General features: G+C 70.7%; 14 protein-coding genes and 1 pseudogene. 9 read left to right on the top strand and 6 right to left on the bottom strand.

Annotated features, from left to right (window positions below; all coding sequences use genetic code 11):
• Positions 1 to 56 precede the first annotated feature (56 nt).
• From AB0M67_RS16030 to AB0M67_RS16040, 3 genes are all read left to right on the top strand, one after another.
• Positions 57 to 2,000 carry a BTAD domain-containing putative transcriptional regulator gene (locus AB0M67_RS16030; RefSeq protein ID WP_365745976.1) on the top strand — a complete coding sequence of 648 codons (1,944 nt, stop codon included), beginning with the start codon at positions 57 to 59 and terminating at the stop codon, positions 1,998 to 2,000.
• Positions 2,001 to 2,167: 167 nt separating this feature from the next.
• Positions 2,168 to 2,995, top strand: coding sequence for an SDR family NAD(P)-dependent oxidoreductase (locus AB0M67_RS16035; RefSeq protein ID WP_365745977.1), 828 nt, complete (start codon positions 2,168 to 2,170; stop codon positions 2,993 to 2,995).
• A 42-nt stretch (positions 2,996 to 3,037) separates the two neighbouring features.
• Entirely contained in the window at positions 3,038 to 3,967 is a 930-nt protein-coding gene (locus AB0M67_RS16040) for an alpha/beta fold hydrolase (RefSeq protein WP_365745978.1), read from the top strand.
• On the opposite strand, the gene AB0M67_RS16045 is transcribed toward AB0M67_RS16040, so the two are convergent.
• Entirely contained in the window at positions 3,927 to 4,664 is a 738-nt protein-coding gene (locus AB0M67_RS16045; protein ID WP_365745979.1) for a response regulator transcription factor, read from the bottom strand. The two genes, AB0M67_RS16040 and AB0M67_RS16045, sit on opposite strands and share 41 nt — an antisense overlap.
• 397 nt (positions 4,665 to 5,061) lie before the next feature.
• On the opposite strand from AB0M67_RS16045, the gene AB0M67_RS16050 reads away from it, so the two are divergent.
• Complete coding sequence (locus AB0M67_RS16050) at positions 5,062 to 6,339, top strand: GNAT family N-acetyltransferase (RefSeq protein ID WP_365745980.1); 1,278 nt, start codon at positions 5,062 to 5,064, stop codon at positions 6,337 to 6,339.
• A gap of 33 nt (positions 6,340 to 6,372) precedes the next feature.
• Here AB0M67_RS16050 and AB0M67_RS16055 read toward each other — a convergent pair whose 3' ends face one another.
• Positions 6,373 to 7,116 (bottom strand): 3-oxoacyl-ACP reductase family protein, encoded by a 744-nt coding sequence (locus tag AB0M67_RS16055; RefSeq protein ID WP_365746082.1) that lies wholly within the window; start codon positions 7,114 to 7,116, stop codon positions 6,373 to 6,375.
• A gap of 162 nt (positions 7,117 to 7,278) precedes the next feature.
• On the opposite strand from AB0M67_RS16055, the gene AB0M67_RS16060 reads away from it, so the two are divergent.
• Complete coding sequence (locus AB0M67_RS16060; RefSeq protein ID WP_365745981.1) at positions 7,279 to 8,289, top strand: LysR family transcriptional regulator; 1,011 nt, start codon at positions 7,279 to 7,281, stop codon at positions 8,287 to 8,289.
• Between the two features lie 35 nt (positions 8,290 to 8,324).
• On the opposite strand, the gene AB0M67_RS16065 is transcribed toward AB0M67_RS16060, so the two are convergent.
• Positions 8,325 to 9,917 (bottom strand): FadD7 family fatty acid--CoA ligase, encoded by a 1,593-nt coding sequence (locus AB0M67_RS16065; RefSeq protein WP_365745982.1) that lies wholly within the window; start codon positions 9,915 to 9,917, stop codon positions 8,325 to 8,327.
• Positions 9,918 to 10,194: 277 nt separating this feature from the next.
• On the opposite strand from AB0M67_RS16065, the gene oxc reads away from it, so the two are divergent.
• Together oxc and frc are read left to right on the top strand one after the other, a co-directional pair.
• Positions 10,195 to 11,946: an oxalyl-CoA decarboxylase gene (gene oxc / locus AB0M67_RS16070; RefSeq protein WP_365745983.1), complete on the top strand. Its 1,752-nt coding sequence runs from the start codon at positions 10,195 to 10,197 to the stop codon at positions 11,944 to 11,946.
• A 72-nt stretch (positions 11,947 to 12,018) separates the two neighbouring features.
• Entirely contained in the window at positions 12,019 to 13,275 is a 1,257-nt protein-coding gene (gene frc, locus AB0M67_RS16075) for a formyl-CoA transferase (protein ID WP_365745984.1), read from the top strand.
• Between the two features lie 76 nt (positions 13,276 to 13,351).
• Here frc and AB0M67_RS16080 read toward each other — a convergent pair whose 3' ends face one another.
• The 3 genes and pseudogenes from AB0M67_RS16080 to AB0M67_RS16090 form a co-directional block, all read right to left on the bottom strand.
• Entirely contained in the window at positions 13,352 to 15,172 is a 1,821-nt protein-coding gene (locus tag AB0M67_RS16080; protein WP_365745985.1) for a glycoside hydrolase family 71/99-like protein, read from the bottom strand.
• 68 nt (positions 15,173 to 15,240) lie between these two features.
• Entirely contained in the window at positions 15,241 to 16,896 is a 1,656-nt protein-coding gene (locus tag AB0M67_RS16085) for an ROK family transcriptional regulator (protein WP_365746083.1), read from the bottom strand.
• A gap of 255 nt (positions 16,897 to 17,151) precedes the next feature.
• A pseudogene (locus tag AB0M67_RS16090) lies at positions 17,152 to 17,667 on the bottom strand (helix-turn-helix domain-containing protein); the annotation flags it as partial.
• 112 nt (positions 17,668 to 17,779) lie between these two features.
• On the opposite strand from AB0M67_RS16090, the gene AB0M67_RS16095 reads away from it, so the two are divergent.
• Together AB0M67_RS16095 and AB0M67_RS16100 are read left to right on the top strand one after the other, a co-directional pair.
• On the top strand, positions 17,780 to 20,704 hold the full coding sequence (locus AB0M67_RS16095) for a glycoside hydrolase family 2 TIM barrel-domain containing protein (RefSeq protein ID WP_365745986.1): 2,925 nt from the start codon (positions 17,780 to 17,782) through the stop codon (positions 20,702 to 20,704).
• Positions 20,705 to 20,820: 116 nt separating this feature from the next.
• Complete coding sequence (locus AB0M67_RS16100; protein ID WP_365745987.1) at positions 20,821 to 21,840, top strand: alpha/beta hydrolase family protein; 1,020 nt, start codon at positions 20,821 to 20,823, stop codon at positions 21,838 to 21,840.
• The last annotated feature ends 104 nt before the right edge of the window (positions 21,841 to 21,944 follow it).

The raw sequence follows: 21,944 nt of genomic DNA on the forward strand, positions 1-21,944 counted from the left end.
GCTGCGGCGACCTCAGAAGCCACAAGTGGTAACTGCACACTCAGACGGGGGAGTTCATGCTCTTTTCCATTCTCGGACCGGTGGAGGTACGCGGGGAGCGGGGCCCGTGCGAGCCCGCCTCGCCGATGAGCCGTCAGGTGCTCTCGCTGCTGCTCGTCCATGCCAACCAGGTGGTTCCGCTGGAGAGTCTGGTGGAGGAGCTGTGGGACGACACTCCCCCGAAGCTCGCGCGGAAGACGGTGCAGACGTACATCTACCACATACGCAAGGCGCTGAGAGAGGGCGCGGGGGGCGGACCATGGGTGCGGACCGAGCCGCGCGGATACCGGATCCGGGTCGGCACGGGGCAGTTGGACCTGTGGCGCTTCCAGGAGCTCTCCGCCCTGGGCCGGGCCGCGCTGAGCGAGGGGCGCCCGGGTCCTGCCTCGGACGCCTTCCGCGAGGCCCTCGCGCTGTGGCGGGGACCGGCCTTCTCGGGCACGGCGACCGGTGCGCTGCTCTCGGCCCAGCAGGCCAGGCTGGAGGATCTCCGGATGGCGGCCCTGGAGCAGCGGATCGAGGCCGACATGGGGCTGGGGATCCATCGCGAACTGCTCAGCGAGCTGAAAGGGCTGACGCTCGACCATCCCCTCAACGAGGTGCTCACCAGCCAGCTGATGCGTGCCGCGGCGCGCTCGGGGCACCGGCAGGTGGCCCTCGACGCCTATCAGCGGCTCCGCGCGGCGATGGTCGGTGAACTCGGTCTGGAGCCCTCGGCGGAGGTGCGGGACCTCCAGCAGGGCGTACTGGAGGATGTCCCCCAGCCCGAGCGCCGGACGGCGGCGGGCGCGGCCGACGAGACGGTACGCGCGGTGATCCCGGCCGAACTCCCGCCGCGCAGCGCCGACTTCATCGGTCCGAACCGGCAGGTGGCGGCGATCGTCAAGGCGGGCCGCCCCTCCGGCGCGGCGGCGGGCGGTCTGCCTGCGGTGCGTGTCGTCGTGGTGACGGGAGGCGTCGGAACCGGCAAGACGGTGACGGCCGTGGAGGCGTCCCACCAACTGCGCCGCGACTATCCGGGCGGCCAGCTCTTCGCGACCCTGCACCGCCCCGACGGCACTCCGGTCTCCAGCCGGGAGGCCCTGACCTCACTGCTGCTGTCATCGGGACATCCGGACCGGCACCTTCCGCCGGCGGTCGAGGACTTGGCCAGGCTCTTCCGCAGCTGGACCTCGGAGCGCCGGATGCTGGTGGTCCTCGACGACGCCGGCTCCCCCGAACAGGTGATACCGCTGCTGCCCAGCAGTCCGGACTGCGCGGTGGTCGTCACCTCCCGCTGGCGCCTTGAGGGGCTGCCCGGTGCCGTCACCCGGGTGGAGCTGAAGGGGATGACCGAGGACGAGGGGGTGGCGCTGCTCGGTAGCGCCGCGGGCGCGCGGCGCATCGCCTGGGAGCGCCCCCAGGCGGCGGAGCTGGTCCGGCTGTACGACGGACTGCCGCTCGCGGTAAGGGCGTTGGGCGAACGGCTCGCGGGCCGCACGGATCTGCTCGTACGCGATCTGCTGTACCGAGCGCGGGACGAGGGCCGGCGGCTGGCGGTTCTCCGGGGGCCCGAGCAGGACTCCCTCCGCCGCGTCGGTACCGCGCACCAACGGCTGCCGACGGCCGAACGGGAGCTGCTGTCCCTGCTGTGCCGGCTTCCCCGGCCGGTACGGGAGCACGAGCTGCTGCGGGCCATGGAGCTCTCCGGCCGGTGGACCGGCGAGTTCAACCGCCTGGTGGAGTCGCTCGTCGCGTCCCACTCCATGGAGATCGAGGAGTGCCGCGAGGGACTGACCTTCACCGTTCCCGTCCTGTCCCGGCTGGTGCTGTGCGAGCGGGGACGGGTGGACCGGCGCGCGTCGCCCCGTGAGGTCGCGGGCGGCTCGGGCGGCGCGGGTGACCGTAAACCACCGGGCCCGGCGGGCGCGGGTGACCGTAACCCGCCGGGCCCGGCGTTGCTCGCGGGGCTGGCCACGTGAGGTGCGCCGGGCACCGTCGCCGCCATGGCCGGACCTACCGACCAGACTGCAAATATGAACCACCTGGTTCAAGAAAGTGTCTGCTCGGGTTGCGAAGTTCCCCCCGGGATCTCTAAGTTGAATCCGACGCGGCGCCGCGTCCGGCGACGAGTACGTGGAGGATCCTGGTGAAGCACATCGTGGTTCAGGGCGGTACCGACGGGATGGGGAAGGGCATCGCGCTCACCTGTCTGCGGCGGGGCGACACCGTCGTCATCATCGGACGCGACCAGAAGAAGGGGGAATCCTTCCTGGCCACCGCCGACGGCATCGGTGCGGGCGGCCGGGCCCACTTCCTCCAGGCCGATCTGAGTCTGATCAGTGAGAACGAGCGGGTCATCCGGTGGATCACGGAGGAGTTCCCCGCCGTGGACGCCCTGGTGCTGTGCGCGCGGCACTTCCTTTCCCGGCGGCGGGAGACGGTGGAGGGACACGAAAGCACCCTCGCGCTCTTCTACTTGAGCCGGTTCCTGCTCAGCCACGGTCTGCGCGATCTGCTGGAGAAGGCCCCGCTGCCGGTCATCATGAATGTGGCGGGACCGGGTTCACCGACGGGTGAGATCCACTGGCAGGACCTCCAGCTGAAGCGGGACTACGACGGACTCGCGGCGCAGATGCAGGGCGGCAAGGCCAACGACCTGCTCGGGGTGGCCTTCGCGGACCGATACGGCGCCAATGACCGTACGCGCTATGTGCTGTTCAACCCCGGCGGTGTCTCCACCAGCTTCTCCGGCGAGTACGACGAGGCGACCGGGCGCCATGTCGAGATGCTGAAGAGGATGGCGAAATCGGTGGAGGAGGGCATCGCACCGATCGTCAGGTGTCTGGACGCCCCGCCCGCCGAACCGGTGAGCGCGTTCGTGGAAGGGCGGCGGATGAGCCTGGCGGACAAGTCCTTCGATGTGCACGACGCCCGGCGGCTCGACGAGAAGACCCGGGAACTGCTCTCCCGATGACGGTGACGGAGCCGCGCCGGGGCCGACCGATGTGGAGTACCCATGACCCAGCTCTCGCCGTCCCTGACCCCGTCCGCCCCGGGCGACCGGGTGCGTGACCCCGTCCACGCCGTCGAGCTGGACGCGGGCGGTCTCCCCCTCTCCGGGCTGCTGGCCCTTCCCGACATGTCCCCGCCACGCGCCGTGGTGGTCGCGCTGCACGGCGGCGGCATGCGCGCGGGGTACTTCCACGGGCGCGCCGATCCGGCCACCTCACTGCTCTCGCTCGCCGCGTCCTGCGGGTACGCGGCTCTCGCGCTCGACCGGCCCGGATACGGAAGCTCGGCGACGCGCGCCCCCGAGGGCGCCGGGCTCGACGAGCAGGGGGCCCGGATACGGCAGGCGCTGCGCGGCTTCGCGCGGCGCCATCCCCCGGGCGCGGGGTTCTTCCTGGTCGGCCACTCGCTGGGCGGGAAGGTCGCCCTGTCCACGGCGGCGGGCTGGGGCGGTGACGGTCCGCTGGGAGTGGATGTCTCCGGTATCAGCGATCGCTGGGCCGTCGACCCCGGGATCCTCACCGGGACCGACGGCCGCCGTACCCGCGGTCTGCACTGGGGCCCGCTGTCCCTCTATCCGCCCGGCACCTTTCAGCTCGCACAGCGGCTGGTCGCGCCCATCCCCGGCAATGAGGCGGCGGAGATGGCGGACTGGCCGCGGGTCTATCCGGAGGTGGCGCGCTCCGTCCATGTCCCGGTGCGCCTCACCTTCGCCGAACACGAACGATGGTGGCGGTGCGACACGGAGACGGTGGCGGCCATGACGGCGCGGCTGGCGTCGCCTCTCGTACGTACGGACCACCTGGCGGGCGCCGGACACAACATCAGCCTGGGGCGGGCGGCCCGGAGCTATCACCTACGGGTCCTGGCCTTCCTGGAAGAGTGTCTGGCGCGGTTCACTCCTGTCCCAGCCGGAAGCCGACTCCCCGGACTGTGAGTATCCAGTCCGGCGAACCGAGCTTTCTGCGCAGGCTGGTGATGTGTGTGTCGATCGTGCGACTGCGCGTCATGTCGGTGTCGTGCCAGACGCGCTGGAGGATGCTCCGCCGCGGAACAATCTCGCCCGGCGGGGACGCGAGCAGGTGCAGCAGGTCGAACTCCTTGCGCGTGAGGGGGATGACCCGGCCGTGCAGCTCCACCGTCCGCGTGGCCCGCTCGATGGACAACGGCCCCACCCGTGTGCTCATGGCGGCGGGCTTCGGCCGGGCCCGGCGCATCACGGCGTCGACGCGGGCCAGCAGCTCGCGGAAACCGTACGGCTTGACCACATAGTCGTCCGCGCCCGCCTGTAAGCCCAGTACACGGTCGAGTTCGCTGCCGTGCGCGGTGACCGCGAGGACGGCGGTGTCGCTCGTCGTGGCGATGGACCGGCAGACCTCCAGCCCGTCGATGTCCGGAAGATCGAGATCGAGAAGCACCACATCGGCGTCGGAGTGCTCACGGAGGGCGGCCGCCCCGGTGGTGACCGCGCGGGCGTCGTGCCGGTGGCGCTGAAGGCTCTGGGCCAGATCCCGCGCGGACCGTTCATCACTGTCGACCACGAGGATGCGCCAGGATCCGGCCGGGACCCGGGTGTCGAGGTGGGGGGAGAGCGCTCGGTGGGAGTGGGAGGGGAGCGGGCTTGACGCGTGCATAGGGTCTCCTGCGGTTCGCGTGCCGGGCCATGGGCAGCCTGGCGGTGTGGTGACCGCAGCCGGCGCCCTTGCCGTGCGTACACGCGACGGAGCGGGCAAGGCCCTCCCCGTCTTCCCCCGTTAGGTTCTGCCCACTGCAGCGTTGCACGCGCAACCCGGCGGGTCGCGGTTGATAGCACGAAAGTTGACCTTGACGGCGGAAGCCGTACCGCAGTAGTCGGAGGATCCGCCGAACCGGGACGGGCCGGCGAACAGGCTCCGGGCGCCAGGCTCCCGTTCGACGGGCGTCCGATCGGCGCGGAGAATGAGGAGGGGCGGAAGCGAGGCTGCCGTCCGGCAAGCACATGACCGGGGCGCCGCCGAGGCGTGCGGCGGGCCGCCCGTGAGGTGGCGGATGATGCCGACGTGGCGATTGCGGGACTTCCACGACGACGATCTGGACGGCGCGATCCAGATCTGGGACCAGGACCGGCAGGACGAGTCACCGCCCGTCTTCCCGGTCTCCGAGGTCATGGCCGCGGCCCGGACCGGCGAGCCCGCCGTGGTCGCCGTGGTCGGGGACGATCTCGTGGGTATGGCGGTGGCGCAGACCCAGGGCGAGCGTGCCTGGATCACGCTGGTGGCGCTCGCCGCTAAGTGGCGCCACCGCGGGATCGGCAGCGCTCTCATCGCCGAGCTGGAGCGGCGCCTGCGTACCCACGGCGTACGCCGGATCAGCGCGCTGCTCGCCCCGGGCGCCACCGGAGACACCGCGCTGGAGAACTCCGGCTACCGGACGCGCGAAGGACTCGTCTTCTACGAGAAGATCGAGCATCTCGGCGCGTGCGACGCGGGTCTGCTCGCCGAACTCGGCGGTCGGGTCATGCCGCAGGGGCTCTGGAGCGCCCTCGCGGGGATGGAGCGGGAGAAGGAGACCATCGAGCGGCGGATCGTACTGCCGCTGACCGAACCCGCGCTCGCCGACCGGTACGGGGTGACGCCGCCGAAGGCGGTCATCCTCTTCGGCCCGCCGGGCACCGGCAAGACCAGCTTCGCCAAGGCCGTCGCCTCCCGGCTGGAGTGGCCGTTCGTGGAGCTCTTCCCCTCCCGGCTCGCGGCGGCCGGTGCCGGGGGCCTGGCCACCTCGCTGCGCGACGCTTTCGCGGATCTGGCCGAGCTGGAGACCGTACTGCTGTTCATCGACGAGGTCGAGGAGATCGCCGCCGCCCGCTCCGGTCTGGCCGTCGATCCCGGTCACGGGGTCACCAACGAGCTGCTGAAGCTGATCCCCGGCTTCCGCGACCATGACGAGCGGCTGCTGATCTGCGCCACCAACTCCGTCCGGTCGCTCGATCCGGCGTTTCTGCGCCCGGGCCGGTTCGACTACGTCATACCGGTCGGCCCGCCCGACCCGGTCGCCAGGGAGGCGATCTGGCGGCGCTATCTCGGCCCCGCCGCCGACGGGGTGGAGCTGGGCCAACTGGTCGCGGCCTGCGAGATGTTCACCCCCGCCGATATAGAGTTCGCCGCCCGCAAGGGCGCCCACGCCGCGTTCGAACGCGAGGTCCTCGACCGCCGGGGCGCGCCGGCCTGTACGGACGACTTCCTGGCGGCCATCGCCGAGACCCGGCCCACACTCACCGATCAGGCGCTCACCGAGTTCGGGGAGGACATCGAGCGCCATGCGCGTATGTGATCCGGGTCCCGCCGAGGCCTCTCACCCGCGGTTTCAGGCCGCGAAGCCGCCGTCCACGGCGATGGAGGCGCCGGTGACATACCGACCGCCGTCACCAGCGAGGTGGGCGACGGTCGCGGCGATCTCCGACGGCCGGCCGTAGCGGCCGAGCGCCGTGAAGCCGCGCTGCATCTCGGCTCCCGGGCCGTCGGCGGGGTTCATATCGGTGTCGACGGGCCCGGGGTGGATCAGATTGGCCGTGATGCCCCTCGGGCCCAGTTCACGGGCGAGCGCCTTGGTCAGGCCGGTCAGAGCGGTCTTGCTCATCGCGTACAGCGCCCCGCCGGGGAAGGCGGCCCGCTCGGCCATGCAGCTGCCGATGGTGACGATCCGCCCGCCCTCCGACATGTGCCGCAGCACCGCCTGGGACGTGAGGAACGGCGCCCGTACATTGACGCCCAGTACGCGGTCGACATCCCCCAGCGTCATCTCCTCGACGGGACCCATCGCGCCGGTCCCCGCGTTGTTCACCAGGATGTCGAGCCGTCCGAACTCCGCGGCGGCCCGGTCCACGGCATCATGTACCGCCGTCGCGTCCGCACTGTCGGCACGTATCGCCAGGGCCCGGCGGCCCAGCGCCTTGATCCGGTCCACCACCTCCGCCGCGCGCTCGGCGCTGTGCTGATAGGTCAGCGCGACATCGGCTCCGTCTTCGGCCAGCCTGATCGCCACCGCCTCGCCGATGCCCCGGCTGCCGCCGGTCACGAAAGCCGCCTTGCCGTGCAGAACCGCGCTCATGATCGTCCGTTTCTCTGTTGGGTTCGAGGACATGCCGACGATGCTCGTACGCCGCGAGCGGGGAGTCCGGCGGCATTCGGACGTGACATCCGGACCGGTCATTGAACAGTTGATAAGTAGGATGAGTGAAGGCGTCGCCGGAGCCGGAGAAGTCACGGCCCGGTGCCGTCGCGATCCGCGGGCCGGGACCGGCGGATCCGCGAGCAGGGATCCGCCGGCAGGGAGGAGTCGCTGATGCTGTTCCGTCAGCTGGAGTATTTCGTGGCCGTGGCCAGGGAGAAGCACTTCGCGCGGGCGGCGGAGGCCTGCTATGTGTCACAGCCCGCGCTCTCGGCGGCGATCGCCAAGCTGGAGCGGGAGCTGAACGTCACCCTGATCAACCGGGGGCACAACTACGAGGGCCTCACCCCGGAGGGCGAAAGGCTCGTCGTGTGGGCCAAGCGGATCCTCGCCGAGCAGGACGCGTTCAAGGCCGAGGTGGCCGCCGTACAGTCCGGCATCACCGGCACCCTGCGGCTGGGGACGGAGCCCACGGCGTCGACGACCCTGGCGCTGCCCGTGGCCGCCTTCTGCGGGGCGCACCCGCTGGCGAAGGTGCAGGTACGCTCCCGGCTGTCGGCGAAGACACTCCACCGCCAGCTGCGCGAGTTCGAACTGGACGCCGCCATCTCGCACTTCGCCCCCGAGGACCGGGAGAGCCTCCAGGTCGTGCCGCTGTACCAGGAGCGGTACGTACTGCTCGCCTCCGGCGACCAGCTGATGCCCCAGACCCACACCATGACCTGGGCGGAGGCCGCGCAGCTGCCACTCGCGCTGCTGACACCCGACATGAGGATCCGTCAGCTCATCGACAGTGTGTTCGCGGAGGGCGGGGTGGTGGTGACCCCGCAGGTGGAGACGGACTCGGTCGCCTCGCTGTACGCGCATGTGGGCGTCGGTGAGTGGGCGAGCATCGTGCCGCACACGTGGCTGCGCGCGATGCCGGTGATCGGCAGGACCCGGGCCGTCCGTCTGGTCGCGCCGGACGCCAGGGCGCAGGTCTCGGTCGCGATCCACGCGGCGACGCCCGGTTCGATCGCCGCGCGGGCGTTCGTGAACGCGGCGACGGGCCTGTCGCTGGACGCGTTCTTCGACCAGCCGCTGCCGACCGAGCCCGAGCACCACGTCCGATAGGGCGGGCCGGACGGCTCCAGAAGGTCCCCGCGCCGTCAGTGCGCGTACCGGTCGGCCACCGCCCGCCGGTCGAGCCCGCCCTTGGCGGTGTGGGGAAGCGTGGCGACGACATCGAGCCGGTCGGGCACCTCGACGGCGGACAGCCGGTTGCGGCAGTACCGCAGGATGTGCTCGGACCCGAGGTTCTCGCCCTCGCGTACCACCACGGCGGCGCCGACCCGCTGTCCGTAGTGCGCGTCGGGGATCGGGAAGACGGCCGCCTCGGCGACACCGGGGCATCCGGCGAGGACGTCCTCGACATGCTCGGCCGAGATCTTCTCGCCGCCGCGGTTGATGAGGTTCTTGATGTGCCCGGTGAGGAACAGATAGCCGTCCACGTCCAGGGTGCCCAGGTCGCCGGTGTGCAGCCACCCGTCGGTGAAGCTGTGCGCCGTCTCCTCCGGGTCGCCGAGATAGCCGCGGGTGACGGTGGGGCCTTTCACCCACACCTCGCCCTGGGTGCCGGCCGGGCACGTACGGCCGTGCGGGTCGACGACCCGCAGACGCACTCCGGTCGACCCGCCGACGGAACCCTGCTTCAGATATCCCCGCTCGGGCAGCGGCTCGCTGGTCGTCTGGTGGGTGGACTCGGTCATCCCGTACGCGGACAGCAGCGGCGCGCCGAACGTGCGCTCCAGCGCCCGCTGGGTGGCCGTGTTGAGGGGCGCGCTGCAACTGCGTACGAATTTCAGGGGCGCGGCTTGCGGGCCCGGGTACTCGGTCGCCGACCGGTCGAGAAGGATCTCGTGGATGGTCGGTACGGCGGTGAACCAGCTGGCGGACACGGCGCGCACATCGTCCCAGAACGTGTGCGCCGTAAAACGTCCCCGCTCGGGCAGCAGTACGCAGCCGCCGCTGGCGAGGGAGGCGAGCAGCGCGGCGACGAGTCCATGACCGTGGAAGAAGGGCATCACGGCGACCGTCGCGTCGCCGGGTCCCAGCTCGTAGGTGGCGCAGATGTCCCGTACGGAGGCGGCCACGTTGGCGTGGGTGAGCGGGACCATCTTGGCCCGGCCGGTGGTCCCGGCGGTGAACAGCACGAGGGCGTCGCGCTCGGAGAGCTCGTCGGCCGCGCCCCGGGCGGGCCGCGGCGCAGCCGCGCCGGTGTCGAGTGTGACCGTCGCCGTCCCGGCATGGGAGATGTCCACACGCAGGGGCCAGGCCGGGAACTCGCCCAGGGCGGCGGGCTCGGTGCCGGCCGCGGCGGGTCCGCGGAGTACCACCCGCGCGCCCAGCGCTTCGAACCGGTCGGTCAGCTGGGCGGCGGGCAGCGCGGGGTCGACGGGGGCGACCACCAGTCCGGCCCGTGCCGCGCCCAGCAGCGCGACGACGAACTCGGCGGTGTTGGCGGAGACGAGGCCGATCACCTCACCGCGGCGCAGCCCGGTACGGCGGAGCCGGTCGGCCATGTCACCGGTCAGGGCGGCGAGGGAGCCGTAGGACAGCGGTACGCGGTCCCCGGTGACCACGAGCGCGCGGGAACGAGGGCGCTCGCGCGCGTGCCGGTCGAGGAGATCACTGAGGCCGGTGAGCGCCGGCGGCCGGTACAGGCCCGTGTCGCGCACCGATGCCTCGGTCGGAACGGCCATGTGCACACCTCCTCGCACCAGGTCCGATGAAGCTGTCGTCTGCGAGCTTGCGCGGGCACGCGGCGGGCGTCCAATACTCGCTGGCGAACAGCCGATAGCGAGGATCTATCAAGAGGGTCATGGCAGCCATCGGCACCCCTCTGACATGCGGCGATCCTTGATCGATAAATGCTGTTTATCGGCTGGTCGCCGATAGGTCTTGGACGTGCGGATGCGTGCTGCGGAAGGTGGGACAAGAAGCCGATCAGGCATGACTGCCCAAGGAGGATCTCGGACCATGACCGCCCCTTCCGCACTGGAGAACGCGGCGACCGCCGACACTCAGGCCGAGCTCACCGACGGATATCACCTGGTCGTCGACTCGCTGAAGCTGAACGACGTGGACACCATCTACGGCGTGGTCGGCATCCCGATCACCGACCTGGCCCGCCTCGCACAGGCGCGGGGCATCCGCTACATCGGCTTCCGTCACGAGAGCAACGCCGGTCACGCGGCGGCGGCTGCCGGATACCTCACGAAGCGGCCGGGCGTGGCGCTGACGGTGTCCGCGCCGGGCTTCCTCAACGGGCTGGTCGCGCTCGCCAACGCCACCACGAACTGTTTCCCGATGGTGCAGATCTCCGGCTCCAGCGAGCGCCACCTCGTCGACCTCAAGCAGGGCGACTACGAGGAGATGGACCAGCTCGCCGCCGCGCAGCCGTTCGTCAAGGCCGCGTACCGGGTGAGCCGGGTGGAGGACATCGGCCGCGGTATCGCCCGCGCGCTGCGCACCGCGATCTCCGGCCGTCCCGGCGGTGTGTATCTCGACATCCCCGCCGCGGTGCTCGGCTCCATCATGGACGCGGAGGAGGGGGCGAAGACGCTGAGCCGTCTCGTCGACCCCGCGCCGCGCCAGCTGCCCGCGCCCGAGGCGGTGGACCGCGCGGTCGAGATCCTGGCGGGTGCGCGGCGGCCCCTCGTGGTGCTGGGCAAGGGCGCCGCGTACGCGCAGGCGGACGGGAAGATCCGGGACTTCATCGAGTCCACCGGTATCCCGTACGTACCGATGTCGATGGCGAAGGGTCTGCTGCCCGACAACCACCCCCAGTCCGCCGCCACCGCCCGTTCGCTGGCGCTGAAGAAGGCCGACGTCGTGATGCTCGTCGGCGCGCGCCTGAACTGGCTGCTCAACCATGGCGAGGCCCCGCAGTGGAACCCCGACGCGAAGTTCATCCAGGTGGACATCGAGCCCAAGGAGCTGGACAGCAACCAGCCCATCGCCGCCCCGCTCGTGGGGGACATCGAGTCGGTGCTCGACGCGCTCGCCGAGCGGACCAAGCCCGGTCAGATCACGGCCCCCGCCGCCTGGCGCGAGGAGCTGGGAGCGCGCTCGGCGCAGAACGTCGCCAAGATGGCGGAGCGCCTCAAGGCCGACCCGCACCCCATGCAGTTCATGGGCGCGCTGAAGGCCGTGCGTGACGTCCTGCACGAGCGCCCGGAGATCTACCTCGTCAACGAGGGTGCCAACGCGCTGGACATCGCGCGCAATGTGATCGACATGCAGGTACCGCGCCACCGTCTCGACAGCGGTACGTGGGGCGTCATGGGCATCGGCATGGGCTACGCGATCGCCGCCGCCGTCGAGAGCGGCGAGCCGGTGGTGGCCGTGGAGGGCGACAGCGCCTTCGGGTTCAGCGGCATGGAGCTGGAGACGATCTGCCGCTACAAGCTGCCGGTCGTCACCGTCATCATGAACAACGGCGGCGTCTACCGGGGCGACGATGTCAACCCGCTGGAGAACGACCCGTCCCCCACGACCCTGATGCTCCAGGCGCGCCACGACAAGATGATCGAGGCGTTCGGCGGGAAGGGCTACCGCGCGACCACCCCCGCCGAGGTCACCGCGGCTCTCACCGAGGCGCTGGCCTCGGGCGGCCCGGCGCTCATCGACTGTGCGATCGACCCGTCGGCCGGCACCGAGAGCGGCCATATCGCGCACCTCAACCCGAAGGGCATCACCGTCGGCAACATCACGCCGGCGAAGAAGTGAGCGACCGGCTCACCGCACTCCCCCGCACACCACACCCTCCGTACCGAGATCATTCACGAGAAGGAAGCCACCATGAGTGACAAGCCGCTCGCCGGAATCAAGGTGATCGACTTCACCGGGGTCCAGGCCGGTCCCGCGTGTACACAGATGCTCGCCTGGTTCGGCGCCGATGTCATCAAGGTCGAGCGCCCCCAGGGCGGCGACGTGACCCGCAATCAGCTGCGGGACATCCCCGACCTCGACGCCCTGTACTTCACCATGCTGAACAGCAACAAGCGCTCGCTGGCCATCAACACCAAGACCCCCGAGGGCAAGGAGGTCATGGAGAAGCTGATCCGCGAGTCCGACATCCTGGTCGAGAACTTCGCGCCGGGCGCCATGGACCGCATGGGTCTCAGCTGGGAGCACATCCACGAGCTGAACCCGCGGCTGATCTTCGGCTCGGTCAAGGGCTTCAACGACGACTCCTCGTGGAACGACCTCAAGGTCTACGAGAATGTCGCGCAGGCGGCCGGTGGCGCCGCGTCCACCACCGGTTTCTGGGACGGCCCGCCGACCATCAGCGGCTCGGCCCTCGGCGACAGCAACACCGGTATGCACCTGATGATCGGCCTGCTGACCGCGATCATCCAGCGCAACGCGACCGGTCTGGGGCAGAAGGTCTCGGTGTCCATGCAGGACGCCGTACTCAACCTGACCCGGGTCAAGCTCCGTGACCAGCAGCGTCTGGAGAAGATCGGCTACCTGGAGGAGTACCCCCAGTACCCGCACGGCGAGTTCGGCGACGCGGTGCCCCGCGGCGGCAACGCCGGCGGCGGCGGTCAGCCGGGCTGGATCCTGAAGTGCAAGGGCTGGGAGACCGACCCCAACGCCTACATCTACTTCACGATCCAGGAGCAGAACTGGAAGCGCACCGCTGAGGCCATCGGCCACCCCGAGTGGGTCGAGGACCCGGACTACACGTCCGCCCGGGCCCGCCAGCCGCGCATCATGGAGATCTTCGGCGAGATCGAGAAGTGGCTGGCCGACAAGACCAAGTACGAGGCGGTCGACATCCTGCGCGAGTGGGAGGTGCCCTGCGCCCCCGTGCTCAGCATGAAGGAGCTCGCCGAGGACCCCGACATGCGCAAGAGCGGCACGATCGTCGAGGTCGAGCAGAAGGAGCGCGGCACGTACCTGACCGTCGGCAGCCCGGTCAAGTTCTCCGGCTTCAAGCCCGACATCAAGGGTGCGCCGCTGCTCGGCGAGCACACCGACGAGGTTCTCGCGGACCTCGGCTACGACGCGAACGACATCCGCAAGCTGCACGAGGGCAAGGTCGTCGCCTGACGTCGGCCGGCCGAACGCCCCCGGGTGCCCCGCGTGCGATCCGCGCGCGGGGCACCCGTCCGAGCTGGGCGCGTCCTCAGCCGTTGAAGACCGTGAGGTCGTCGATGTACGCGTGGAAACCGCCGGACGTCCCCTGGCGGTCGAAGCCCACCAGGATCTTGTCGATCGTCCTGCCCGCCAGCGCGGGACCCACATCGCTCTGGATCTTCGTCCAGGCGCCGACGGTGCCCTTCGGCGCCGCCGGATGCATATCGGTGCCGCCCGTCGTGGTCGCGGCGCTGTCACGCAGTGTGGAGCCGTCGGTCAGCACGAAGTCGACCGCTACGTTCCGGCCGCCCGCGTCCTTCGGCAGGAACTCGTACGACAGCTTCGTCGCCGCGGTCACCGGGATGTCCACGTCGAACGCCTGGAGGTAGGCGTAGGCGTGCGCGGTCGTGGCCGAGCTCCCCTGGATCCGGAGGGCCGACTGTCCGAGCCGGTGGTCCTCGCCGGTCACCACACCGAGGACGGGCGATCCGCTGCCACCGGGTCCTGTCACCTTCGACGTACCACCGGGTACCGGGGTGTCGGTCCAGGTCGGCGTGGCGTCGGTGTCCTTCTCCACACTGGTACGGAAGAAGGTGGGGCCGGTCGCCAGCGGGATCGGCACCTGCGTGACCAGTGGGTCCTGGCCCGTGATCATGCGGGTCGCCTTGCCGGCGAGCCGCAGGTAGAAGTCCGAGGACACATACTTCCCGTCGGAACTGTTCGTCTGGAAGTACTGGTTGGCCGGGATCATCGAGGAGTCCTCGGCGGCGGGCGCGAGCGCGGTGCCCTCGTCGTACTCGTCGAACATGGCGATGAACGCCTGCGGGACCCCGGCCTCGCGGACGTTGGCGGCCTGCTGCCAGAGGTAGTCGCCGTTCCTGCGCGGGATCTCGTTGCGCGGGCCGTCCTTCCAGTTGGACCAGGCGAAGCCGGGATAGATGACGGGCTGGTAGTCCTGGCCGGTCGCCTTGAGCGCGTCGCGGTCGGCCGTCAGCTGGGGAGTGGTGTCGGCCGTGCTGCCGACCATCCAGGGCGAGAGCATGTCGAACGCCCGGTAGACCGGCGCGAATCCGGGCTTGGCGTCCGTGTCGGTGCGCCAGCCGCGCGGCACACCACCGATGACGTAGAGGCCCTGGTCCTTGAACCAGTTCACCACGCGCTCGGCCTGCGCGGCGGTGCCCGGCCGGTTGAGGAAGCCGAGGCCCCACAGCTCGACGACGGGCTTGCCGCCCTCCTTGGCATAGGCCGGGGAGTCGGTGAGATGGAGTGTGCCGGTGATGACGTCGGTCCAGTCGCGCATGAGGACCTGTTCGAGGTTGGCGTCGGTCAGGCCGCTGACGTCGTACTCGACGTAGAAGCCGCGGCCGTACTTCTCGGCGGCGTCTCGGGCCTTGCCGGCGATCGAGTTCCGGTTCACCGCTCGCGGCGCGGCGGGATCGGAGATGTCGCTGCCGAAACGCTGGAGAGCGGCGCCGTCGATGCCGTACTGCTTCATCCAGCCGAAGTGCTGGTCGACCACGGCGGTCGGGTACGACGAGAAGAGTGTGGGGCTCTGGCCATTGCCCAGCGGCGCGTATCCGGTGGCATAGCGGGCCGATGCCGGGTACTTGCTCATATCGGGATAGAGCTCGAAGGACTGGTTGCCCGGCGAGGGTTGTGAACCGGCCCAGTGCCGCCACGCGTTCAGCGGCGAGCCGTCATCTGGCGCGTTGAACCAGCCCTGGTAGCCGGCGTACACCCGGTTCTTCACGGTCGGGTTCGCGGCGGCCTGGGCCGTGGAGGTCAGGGCGGTCGCCGACCACCACAGTCCCGCTGTCAGGAGGGAGAGGACGAGGGTCAGTCTCAGGACGAGATTCCGGCGTCTGCGCATGAGGCAACCTTGAGTTGGGGGGCCGCCCATGTAAATCCATTGGATTGCCATACGTCAATGGCTTCGGCTCAGCCGTGAGTTGACGCTCCACGCGCCGAACGACCACGCGGGCCCAGACGGGGGGTGAAGGCCGAGTGGAAGACGCTGGACGCGGCGCCGACCGCCGCCGCCTGGTTCGGGCGTGACTGGGCGACATGCACATCGCGCACGCGCCGCGCGACCGGGAAACGGTTGACGGCGGCGGCGATCCGGCCCAGATAGAGGTCGGCGACGGACGGCAGGACGGCAGGTCCGCCGACGACGAGCAGTTCCACGTCGAGGAGGTCGATGATGCCGACGGCTCCGAGGGCCACCGTCCCGGCCACGTTCTCCAGCACCGTGACGGCCCGGTCGTCACCGCGCGCCGCGGCCTCGCAGACCCAGTCGTAGGCGCCGTCCCCCTGTGGCACCATCAGCCCCGCCGCCCTCGCCTGATCGACGACCGCCGAGATCGGCGCGCATTCCGCGACCATGCGGGGACCGCCCTCGTCGGTGAGCGACCCGGTTCTGATGGCGCAGAGTTCGCCCATCTCGCCCGCGTTGCCCGTCGTGCCGCGGTACACATCGCCATTGAGGAAGGCACCGCTGCCGGCGCCCGCGCCGAGGTAGAGATAGACGAAGTCCCCGGCGCGGTCGGCCGCGCCCAGCCAGCGTTCGCCGATCGCCGCGGCGGTGGCGTCCTTCTCCACGATCACCGCCGTGCCCAGCCGCTCGACCAGCTCCGCTTTGAGCTCCACCTGTTCCCAGCCGTCGAAGAGCGGCGGGTCGAGGACGATCCCGGCGCGCGCGTCGACCGGGCCCGGCACGGCGACCCCCACCCCGAGCAGGTCATGGGACACCTGACGGGCCACCGCGGCGGACTCCAGGGCCAGCCGCGTCATGTGCTCCAGGCACCAGTCGGGATCGCGCCGCTCGAACAGGCGCATCTGCCGCCGGTCGAGGATGCCCCCGCACAGGTCGACGGCCACCACGCTGATCATCTCGGGGTCGAGATGGACCCCGATGGCGGAGGCCGCGTCGGGCCGCAGCCGCAGCGGCACCCTCGGTTTGCCGGCGCCCGCGGACTGCCGTCCGTCCTCGGCGAGCAGCCCCGCGGTCAGCAGATTGCGCGTGATACGGGACACCGCCTGGGGGGTGAGCCCGGTCTGCTCGGCGATCTCGACCCGGCTGAGCGCCCCGGCCTCACGGATGTTCTCGATCACCAGCTTCTCGTTGTACGAGCCGAGCGCGAGCTGGTTGAAGGCGCGCGGCGCGGGGCGGGGCGGGGGCAGCACCGCGCGGGTCTCCGACCGCTGCCAGCTGAAGGCGCGGTCGCCGGGCGCGTCCGCGTACGCCCGCGCGGCCTCGGTCAGCGCGTGCAGGACCGGTCTGAACCGGCCGGGGAACTGGGCGAGTTCGACGAGGGCGACCGTACAGGCCGTGGCGGACCAGCTCATGGTGGAGTCCGCCCGGTGCCAGGTGGCCGCACGGAGAGCGTCGTGGCCCGGGTGGCCGTGCGGGGCCGCGCCGTCCGCCGCGGCTTCGTCGTCCCAGGCGACGATGTGCAGCGCCCGGCCGGGGTGACGCGCGGCGGTCGAGCCGACCAGGGCGCCGGGGCCCTGATCACGGGGCACCGGAACGCTGTTCACGGACGCCGCGTGGGTGGTCGCGCCCGGCACGGAGGCACCGGCCGGGAGCGGTTCCATGTCGCGCACCCGGTCGAGCTGCGCCGCGAGGGCGGCGTGGCGCGAGCGCCGTTCGTCGGCGTCGGTCGCCCGGCCCCGGGGCCCCTCGTGGGCGGGGGCCTCGCCGATGACCAGTACCGCGCTGTCGGCCCGCGCCCACACACCGAGCAGTTCGGCGCGCGCGCAGGGCAGGGCCGGCTCGACGGGCACGGTCGGCAGACTGCCTTCGCCGGGGCCGACCTGCCAGCGCCGCCACACCCCGGCCAGGGTGGTGTGCGAGACACCGAGGCGGTCGGCGAGTGCGCGGGCCGACCAGGTACGGGCCGGGGCGGGCGGTCCCGCGAGCGTCGCGGCGACGAGATCGGCCTCGTCGACCTGTGGCGGGCGGCCACTGCGCGGCCGGTGCTCCAGACCGGCCAGCCCCTCGGCGGCGTACCGCTTGCGCCATGTGGTCACCGTGGGGCGGGAGATACCCAGGGCGCGCGCGCTGCCGGAGACGCTGAGCCCCGCCTCGGCGTCCAGCACGATCCGCGCGCGAACGGACCGTTCCGGACCGCCTCGCGCCCAGGCGCGCAGAGCCTCCCGGTCCCGGTCGGTGAGCACCGGCTTTCTCGCCTCGTCCATGTCGCGCATAGCGGTCATCCAAACACCCGCCCCCTCAACTGCAAAAGTACTAAGTTGCCAATTTCCAAAGCCCGCGGTGGCCCACTCGGACGCCGCGCGCGGCGAGAAGCCGCAGGCAGGGGCCCGAAAAGAAACCGCTTCCTGCTGGTTGAGCTGCACAGCAAGCATGTGTATCGCTTCTCGGAGCAACTAATTTTTACGCGCCCGAAGCATTGACGTAAGACAAACCAATGGATTTTCATGGTCAACACGCAGCTGATCGCTTGAGGAGAAGCTCGCCATGTCCCCCGCACTCCCCCGGCATATCGATCCGGCCCCGCCGCCCGGCGCACTGCCTGCCCGTGCCGCCTTCCCCAGCTCCGCTCCGCGTCTGAGCCTCAACGGCGACTGGCGCTTCCGGTTGGCCCCGGACCTGGCACGCGTTCCCGACGCCTTCTGGTCCGAGACATTCGACGACACGGCCTGGGACCTGCTGCCCGTCCCGTCCCACTGGCAGCTGCACGGCTACGGCGCCCCCGTTTACACCAATATCCGCTATCCGTTCCCCGTCGATCCCCCCTATGTCCCCCAGGAGAACGCCACCGGCTGCTACCGCTACCGATTCCGGCCGCCCGAGCCATGGCCGGACCCGGACCGGTCGGTGCTGCGCTTCGAGGGCGTCGACTCGTTCTTCACGGTGTGGCTGAACGGCACCGAGGTCGGTTCGGCCGGTGGCAGCCGGCTGCCGTCCGAGTTCGACGTGGGCCGGCTGCTGCGGCCGGGCGTGGAGAACGTACTCGCCGTCCTCGTCCATCAGTGGTCCGCGGGCTCCTATCTGGAGGACCAGGACACCTGGTGGCTGTCGGGCATCTTCCGGGAGGTGTCGCTGTGTACGCGGCCCGCCGGCGCGATCACCGACTACCGGGTGCGCGCCGACTACCGGTCCGCGACGGGCGAGGGCGTCCTGTGTGTGGATGTCGACACCGACACCGTGGACGCCCGCGTACGCGTACCCGAGCTCGGTGTCGATGTCCCGGCGGGAGAGCGCGTCACCCTCCCCCGGGTGGAGCCATGGAGCGCCGAACTGCCGCGCCTGTACGAGGGATCGCTCACCGCCGCGGGGACCGTGGTGCCGCTGCGCATCGGCTTTCGCACCGTCCGGATCGACGGCCATGTCTTCACCGTCAACGGCAGACCGGTGAAGCTCCACGGCGTCAACCGCCATGAGTTCCACCCCGACCGCGGCCGGGCGCTGACGGAGCGGGACATGCTCGACGATGTCGTTCTGATGAAGCGTCATAACATCAACGCGGTACGCACCAGCCACTATCCACCGCATCCGTACTTCCTCGACCTGTGTGACGAGTACGGCCTGTACGTCATCGACGAATGCGATCTGGAGACCCACGGCTTCATCCTGGAGGCGGGCTGGCGCGGCAATCCCAGCGACAACCCGGCGTGGGAGGCGGCCTATCTGGACCGCGCGCGGCGCATGGTGGAGCGCGACAAGAACCATCCCAGTGTGGTGATCTGGTCTCTGGGCAATGAAGCGGGCAAGGGGCGCAATCTGCACGCGATGCGCGCCTGGATCTCGGGGCGGGACCCGTCCCGCCCGGTCCATTACTCGGGCGACGTCGAGTGCGCCGACATCTACAGCCAGACCTATCGCGAACACGCCGGTGTGGAGCACATCGGGTCCGGCGGGGAACACCCCGAGAAGCCCTATCTGATGTGTGAGTACGCGCACGCCATGGGCAACGGACCCGGTGGACTTGCCGACTACCAGCGGCTGTTCGAGACCCATGAGCGGCTGATGGGCGGACTGGTGTGGGAGTGGAACGACCAGTCCCTGCGGACCCGCGATCCCCTCGACGGCCAGGAGTTCTTCGGCTACGGGGGTGATTTCGGCGAGGAGATCCACGACGGCAACTACATCGCCGACGGACTGCTGATCCCCGACCGCACCCCGACCCCCGGCCTGCTGGAACTCAAGGCGGTCATCCAGCCGCTGCGCCTCACGATCGCCCCGCGATCCGGCACCCTCACGCTCACCGTGCGCAGTGTGCTGCGCTTCGCCGACACCTCCGATCTGCGCTTCCTGTACGACGTGGTCACCGAACACGGCGTGGTGGACTCCGGACCGCTGGAGGTCCCGGTGATCCCTGCCGGGGGCGAGGCGACCTGCGCCCTTCCCCGCCTCGCGCCCACCGGCCGCGAGACCTGGATCACCGTACGGGCCGTCCTCGCGGCGGCGACCCGCTGGGCGCCGGCCGGGCACGAAGTCGCGTTCGGCCAGGCACGGGTGGCCGAAGGCGCCCCGCCCGAAGAGCCGGAGTCGGCGGTCCTGCCGTCGCGACGGGCGCCGACGAGTAGCCAGCCGGCCGAGGATCAACTCGCCTTCGGCGAGGGCGTCTTCGATGCCCGTACCGGCCGGCTCCGCTCGCTGGGTGGCAGGGAGCTGGCGGGACCCGTGCTCGATATCTGGCGGGCCATGACGGACAACGACCGTGAGCCCGGGGCCGAGCTGCGCGGCTCGGAGGCCGCCCGCACCTGGCGGCAGCGTGGGCTGGACCGTATGCGCCATCGCACCGACCAGGTGACCGCGGACGGTTCGGCTCTCACCGTCCGGAGCCGGCTCGCGCCCGCCTCCGAGCAGTTCGGGCTGGTCGCCACGTACCACTGGACCGCCGTACCCGGTGGACTGCGCCTGCGTCTGACGGCGGCGCCGGACGGCCCGTGGCCCGAGGAGATGCCACTGCCGCGCTTCGGTGTGCGGCTGGCCGTACCGGCCGCCTGGAGCGTGGTGCGGTGGTTCGGGCTCGGGCCAGGCGAGTCGTATCCCGACTCCCGCGCGGCGGTACGCGTGGGCCGCTGGGAACACACCGTCGACGCGCTCCAGTTCCCGTACACGTTTCCGCAGGAGAACGGCCATCGCAGTGAGGTGCGTTGGGCCGAGCTGTCACCGACATCATCGGAGCGGGGCGCGGGCGGAATCCGTTTCGAAGGCCGGCCGCATTTCGGGTTCACGGCGCGCCGCTGGACCACCCAGGACCTCGACGCCGCCCAACACCCGCACGAACTCACCGCACGGGACCACGTCCATATCCATCTCGACCTCGCCCAGCACGGCCTGGGATCCGCTTCCTGTGGCCCGGACACACTGCCGGCCCATCGGCTGACGGCAGCTCCCATGGAGTTCACGGTGGTGCTGCGCGCGATCTCCTGACCACGGAAGAACGCCCTCCGAACCTCCGAACCTCCGAACCTCCGAACAGAGCGTCCCAGGAAGAGCGCGTCCCAAGAGAAGTCAGGGAAAGAGACAGGGAAACGGAGAGACCCCTCATGTCAGAACGGCCCTTCCGAACAGGCGACCTACCACCCTCGCCCTCCCTCACCCGACGGCGTGCCGCCGCCGCGCTTGCCCTCGCCGGCGCAGGCGCCGTCGCCTCGGGTTCCATGGCCTCCGCGTCCTCCGCCGCGCCGCCGTCCTCGCGTCGCGGACCGCGTCTCGTGGCGGCCGAGCGGATCAGTGCGCGCACGGTGAACCTACGGATCGACTCCCCCGCACTCGGCCGCGTCGGCAACGCCGCCGTGCTGCTGCCACCGGGCTATGACGACGCGCCCGGCCGCCGCTGGCCGGTGCTGTATCTGCTGCACGGCTGCTGCGGAAGCCCCGGCTCCACCGGATGGGGCAACGCCGACGCCATCACGGCCCGGACACCCGCCCTGGTGGTGATCCCGGAGGGCGGCCCGGCGGGGTTCTACAGCGACTGGTGGAACCAGGGCCGGTACGGGGCACCCGCCTGGGAGACCTTCCACCTCAACGAGCTCCGCCAGATACTGGAGCAGCAGGTGCGGGCCGGTGACCAACGCGCTGTGGCCGGGCTGTCCATGGGTGGACACGGCGCGCTGTACTACGCGGGACAGCACCCGACACTGTTCCGCGCCGCCGCGTCCTTCAGCGGACTCGTCAACACAACGCGTTTCACGACCGGCATCCAGAACATCGTCAAGGGGCAGGGCCTCAACCCGCTCGATCTGTGGGGCGATCCCACCGCTCAGGCGGGCCTGTGGCGGCAGCACAACGCGTACGAACTCATCTCCCGGCTGCCCCGCGGCTTTCCCGTCTATGTCAGCAGCGGCAACGGCCTGCCCGGCCCGTTCGATCCCCCGGACCGTACGCCCGACAGCCTGGAGGCGACCCTCGATCTGATGGCCGGGGACTACATAGCCCGTGCGCGTTCCCACGGTCTGAACGTCACGGCCGACCGCTACGGCCCCGGCACCCACAGCTGGCCCTACTGGGAACGCGCCCTGACCCGTGCGCTCCCGATGCTCGCGTCGGCCATCGGCGCGACGTGAGCGTCGTGAGCGACGTGAGCGACGCGACGCGAGCGTTCTGATGAAGGGTCCGGAGTACGGCAGTTGAATCACCCGCACGGGGAGTCTCCCGGGCTGAAACGCCC

Source organism: Streptomyces sp. NPDC051662 (assembly GCF_040681655.1).
GTDB lineage: Bacteria > Actinomycetota > Actinomycetes > Streptomycetales > Streptomycetaceae > Streptomyces.